Source organism: Agromyces sp. P1_H4 (assembly GCF_056405255.1).
The window spans coordinates 1-4,648 of record NZ_JBFUCL010000303.1 but is presented as its reverse complement, the minus strand read 5'-3'; the positions used below and the strand labels follow the sequence as shown (position 1 = coordinate 4,648).

At 69.3% G+C, this 4,648-nt stretch carries 4 protein-coding genes and 1 pseudogene; 3 read left to right on the top strand and 2 right to left on the bottom strand.

The annotated features are described in order from the left end of the window. Together AC1DY2_RS15795 and pdxY are read left to right on the top strand one after the other, a co-directional pair. Positions 1–197, top strand: a pseudogene (locus tag AC1DY2_RS15795) (transcriptional regulator PtsJ); the annotation flags it as partial. Positions 198–204: 7 nt separating this feature from the next. Further along, on the top strand, positions 205–1,056 hold the full coding sequence (gene pdxY, locus AC1DY2_RS15790; protein ID WP_476763285.1) for a pyridoxal kinase PdxY: 852 nt from the start codon (positions 205–207) through the stop codon (positions 1,054–1,056). A gap of 21 nt (positions 1,057–1,077) precedes the next feature. Here pdxY and AC1DY2_RS15785 read toward each other — a convergent pair whose 3' ends face one another. Continuing rightward, positions 1,078–1,644 carry an HIT family protein gene (locus AC1DY2_RS15785; protein WP_476763284.1) on the bottom strand — a complete coding sequence of 189 codons (567 nt, stop codon included), beginning with the start codon at positions 1,642–1,644 and terminating at the stop codon, positions 1,078–1,080. Then, a complete protein-coding gene (gene thrS, locus AC1DY2_RS15780) occupies positions 1,641–3,590 on the bottom strand; it encodes a threonine--tRNA ligase (protein ID WP_476763286.1) in 1,950 nt (649 codons plus the stop codon). The genes AC1DY2_RS15785 and thrS overlap by 4 nt, the downstream gene beginning before the upstream one ends. A gap of 177 nt (positions 3,591–3,767) precedes the next feature. Here thrS and AC1DY2_RS15775 point away from each other — a divergent pair, with 177 nt between their 5' ends. Further along, the gene (locus tag AC1DY2_RS15775; RefSeq protein ID WP_476763283.1) at positions 3,768–4,367 is read left to right on the top strand and encodes a hypothetical protein; all 600 of its coding nucleotides are present in this window, start codon (positions 3,768–3,770) and stop codon (positions 4,365–4,367) included. Positions 4,368–4,648 lie beyond the last annotated feature (281 nt).

Below are 4,648 nucleotides of genomic sequence, written 5' to 3'. Positions count from 1 at the left end.
TCTCCGAGCACCTCATGCGGCGCGGATGGCTCGTGCGCGCGGGCGACGAGTTCTCCCTCGCCGATGCGAGCGCGGTGCGCAGGCTCCGGCTCACGGTGCACGACCTCGCCGACGCCGACGCCGACCGGCTCGCCGGCGACGTGGCCGCGGCCGTGCGTGCGGCGGGCGGGCGACTCGTCGCGGCCGAGATGGAATGATCGAGGGGTGAAGGTCCTCTCCATCCAGTCCGCCGTCGCCTACGGCCACGTCGGCAACTCCGCGGCCGTGTTCCCCCTCCAGCGCATCGGCGTGGAGGTCATGCCGGTCTACACCGTGAACTTCTCGAACCACACGGGGTATGGCGCCTGGCGCGGCCCGCTGATCAGTCCCGAGGACGTGCGCGAGGTCATCGCCGGCATCGAGGACCGCGGGGCGTTCCCCGAGATCGACGTCATCCTGTCTGGCTACCAGGGTTCCGAGGGCATCGCCGACGTCATCCTCGACGCGGTCGCGCGTATCAAGGCGGCCAACCCGGCGGCCGTCTACTCGTGCGATCCGGTGATGGGCAATGCGAAGAGCGGATGCTTCGTCGCGCCCGCGATCCCCGTGCTGCTGCGCGAGCGCGTGGTGCCCGCCGCCGACCTCATCACGCCGAACCAGTTCGAGCTCGGATACCTCACCGGCACCGAGCCCGGATCGCTCGAGTCCACGCTGGATTCCGTCGACCTGGCGCGGGCGTCGGGCCCACGCACCGTGCTCGTGACCAGCGTGGAGCGGCCCGATCGCGAGGAGGGCACCATCGAGATGCTCGCCGTCGACGAACACGGCGCGTGGATCGTGCAGACCCCCCTGCTGCCGCTGAAGGCGAACGGCTCGGGCGACGTGACAGCAGCGCTCTTCACCGCGCTCTATCGACGCACCGGCGACGCGGCGGACGCGCTCGCGCGCACCGCGTCGAGCGTGTTCGACCTGCTCGAGAACACCCACGAGTCGGGCGAGCGCGAGCTCCGGCTCGTCGAGTCGCAGGAGGCCTACGCCCACCCCCGGATGCAGTTCGAGGCCCGCCGGGTGCGCTGAGCCGTCAGGGCCGCCGGATCCTCAGGCGGGCCACGCCTCGGCGATCTCCTGCCGCACCTCGCCGAGCAGTCGAGGCAGGGCCTTCGTGCCGGCGATGATCGGGAAGAAGTTCGCGTCGAGCGCCCAGCGCGGCACGATGTGCTGGTGCAGGTGCTCCGCGATGCCCGCCCCGGCGATGCGCCCCTGGTTCATGCCGATGTTGAACCCGTCGCACCGCGAGACCTGCTTCACGACCCGCATCGCGATCTGGGTCAGCTCGCCGATCTCGGCGACCTCCTCAGGCGTCGCCTGGTCGTAGGTCGCGATGTGCCGGTAGGGGCACACGAGCAGGTGCCCGCTGTTGTAGGGGAACAGGTTGAGCAGGACGTAGGCCAGCCTGCCCCGCGCGACGATGAGCGACTGCTCGTCGCTCATCTCGGGCGCGCGGCAGAACGGGCAGGTGTGCTCGTCGGGCTGCTGCCCGTGCTGGATGTACACCAGCCGGTGCGGGGTCCAGAGCCGCTGGAACGCGTCGGGCACGCCGGCGAGGTCGGACGCGGCATCCGTGGGGACCCCGTCGAACTCGTCGGCCTGGTATGCGCGCGTCATCCGAACAGGTCGTCCCTCGTGGTCACCTGGCGGCGGTCCTCGATCGCCGCACGCACCCGGGCGACGGCGTCGGCGATCGGCACGCCGTTCTCCTGCGTGCCGTCACGGAAGCGGAAGCWCACCGTCTCACCCGCGCGGTCGTTCTCGCCTGCGATGAGCTGGATCGGCACCTTCAGCTGGGTGTGGGTGCGGATCTTCTTCTGCATGCGGTCGTCGCTCGTGTCGAGGTCGGCGCGCACGCCCGCTCCGCGCAGCTCGTCGATGATGCCGCCGAGGTAGTCGGCGTACTCGTCGGCGACGGGGATCCCAACGACCTGGACCGGCGACAGCCACAGTGGGAACGCGCCGGCGTAGTGCTCGAGGAGGATGGCGAAGAACCGCTCGATCGAACCGAACAGYGCCCGGTGGATCATGATCGGGCGCTTCTTCAGCCCGTCGCGGTCGGTGAACTCGAGCCCGAAGCGCTCGGGGAGGTTCGGGTCGACCTGGACGGTGGACAGCTGCCACGTGCGACCGATCGCGTCGCGCGTCTTGAGGTCGATCTTGGGTCCGTAGAAGGCGGCCTCACCGGGCATCTCGGTGAGCTTCAATCCGCTCGCCCGAGCGACATTCCGCAGTGCGTTCGTGGAGTACTCCCAGAACTCGTCGGAGCCGATCCACTTCTCCTTGCTGTCGTCGCGCATGGAGAGCTCGAGCTCGAAGTCATCGAGCCCGAAGTCGCGCAGCATCGAGATGACGAAGTCGATGACCTTCGTCGCTTCCTCTTCGAGCTGCTCGGGCGTCACGAAGAGATGCGAGTCGTCCTGGGTGAAGCCGCGCACCCGGGTGAGGCCGTGCAGGGCTCCCGAGAGCTCGTTGCGATAGACCGTGCCGTTCTCGGCCAGGCGCATCGGCAGGTCGCGGTAACTGCGACCGCGCTCCTTGTAGATGAGGATGTGCATCGGGCAGTTCATGGGCTTCAGGTAGTAGTCCTGGCCCTGCCTGGTGATGTTGCCCTCGGCGTCACGCTCCTCGTCCATGCGGATGGGCGGGAACATGCCCTCCTTGTAGGTCACGAGGTGGTTGGACTGGAGGAAGAGATCCTCCTTCGCAATGTGCGGCGTGTAGACGTAGGTGTACCCGCCCTCGATGTGTCGACGCCGGGCGTGCTGCTCCATCTCCATGCGCACCGTTCCGCCGCGCGGATGCCAGACCGAGAGGCCCGACCCGATCTCGTCGGGGAAGCTGAAGAGGTCGAGCTCGCGCCCGAGCTTGCGGTGGTCGCGCTTGGCCGCCTCCTCGAGCCGGTGCTGGTAGGCGCGCAACTCGTCCTTCGTCGGCCACGCGGTGCCGTAGATGCGCTGCAGTTGCGGATTCTTCTCGGATCCACGCCAGTACGCCGCCGCGATGCGCGTGAGCGACCAGCCGTTGCCGATCATGCGGGTGTTCGGCAGGTGCGGGCCCCGGCAGAGGTCCTTCCAGACCGTCTCGCCGGTCTTCGGGTCGACGTTGTCGTAGATGGTGAGCTCGCCGCCGCCGCCGACTTCGACCGACTCGTGGTCGTCGCCGGTCGACTCGCCGTGTCCGGTCGACCCCTTGAGCCCGATGAGCTCGAGCTTGTACGGCTCGCCGGCGAGCTCGGCGCGGGCGTCGTCGTCGGACACGACCCGACGCACGAAACGCTGGCCCTGGCGCACGATGCGGGACATCTCCTTGTCGAGGGCCTTGAGGTCCTCCGGGGTGAAGGGCTCGGCGACGTCGAAGTCGTAGTAGAAGCCGTCGGCCACCGGCGGCCCGATGCCGAGCTTCGCCTCGGGGTTGACGGCCTGCACCGCCTGGGCGAGCACGTGCGCGGTCGAGTGGCGCAGGATGGCGAGGCCATCGGGCGAGTCGATCGTGACCGGCTCGACGACGTCGGCGTCCGTCACCGTCGTGGCGAGGTCCTTGAGCTCGCCGTTGACGCGCATCGCGACAACGGATCGATCGGTGAAGAGCTCGAAGCCGTCGGCCACTGTGAACCACTCCCTCTGGGGTCGAAACGAACCCTTCAACTGTAGTGCGGCGGCAGGGGCCGCCCGGCCGCCGACTGCCGGTCGGTGCGCACCCTGATGACGCGGCGGCATCCGAGTTCTAGAGTTTGCCTCATGTCCAGCTCAGACCCCACCGACGACGACCGCGGCGCAGCGGCCGGCACCGCGCCGTTCGCGGACTTCGAGACCGACCTGACCGCGGAGGACTGGGCCGCCAAGCGCCGAGCCGGCGAACTCGGATTCGGCCCGATCTTCTGGGCGCCCATCCAGGTGCTCTCCCCCACCGTCACGGTCGGTCTCGGGCGCACGAACCTCACGCTCATCCGCCCGACGATCGTGCAGACCGACGCCGCCGAGCCGTACGCCGGCTTCGACCTCCGGGAGTCCCCGCACCGCAACCCCGCCGTCTCGGTGCACTTCAACCCGGCCGCCTACGGCGCGACCGGGCCCGGCACCTACGTGTTCACCTTCGCCGTGGACGCGCCCACGCGCGCCGCCTTCACGCCGAGCGGGTACGCGGGCAGCGGCACCGTGGACGCACCGGGATCGATCCGCTTCAGCGGCCGCCGCGTCATCACGATCATCCTGCGGAACGTGCCGCCCGGCCTGGACGCGTCGGCGGCGATCGAGCAGACGTCGGGCGAGGCCTGGTCGTGGTTCAGCACGAGGATCGCGCACCCGCCGCTCGTCTTCGATCCGCTCCCGATCGRCTGAGCACAGCTCTTTCGCCATCGGGCGCAAGCGAGTGCACGCGGATGCCGCGATTTGCAACGGCTTTCGCCCGCATCCGCAAGAACTGGACTCTTCGTCGACATTCCTTCGCAGCCCCTTGTGACGCCGTCAAGCGCGGACGTAGGGTCGGCTCACTCGTGGGTGCAGCAGTCGCCCGCGGTGTCCGATGGCGTGCACCACCGAGAGGAACCGAGTCGACGATGACGCGATCCACCAGCCATACGTCCGAGCCCATCCGGCGCCGCCCGCGGACGCCGAGGGCG

Coding starts and splice junctions, on each gene's coding strand:
- AC1DY2_RS15785 (WP_476763284.1), bottom strand. CDS start 1,644: ATGACGCGCGCATACCAGGCCGACGAGTTCGACGGGGTCCCCACGGAT.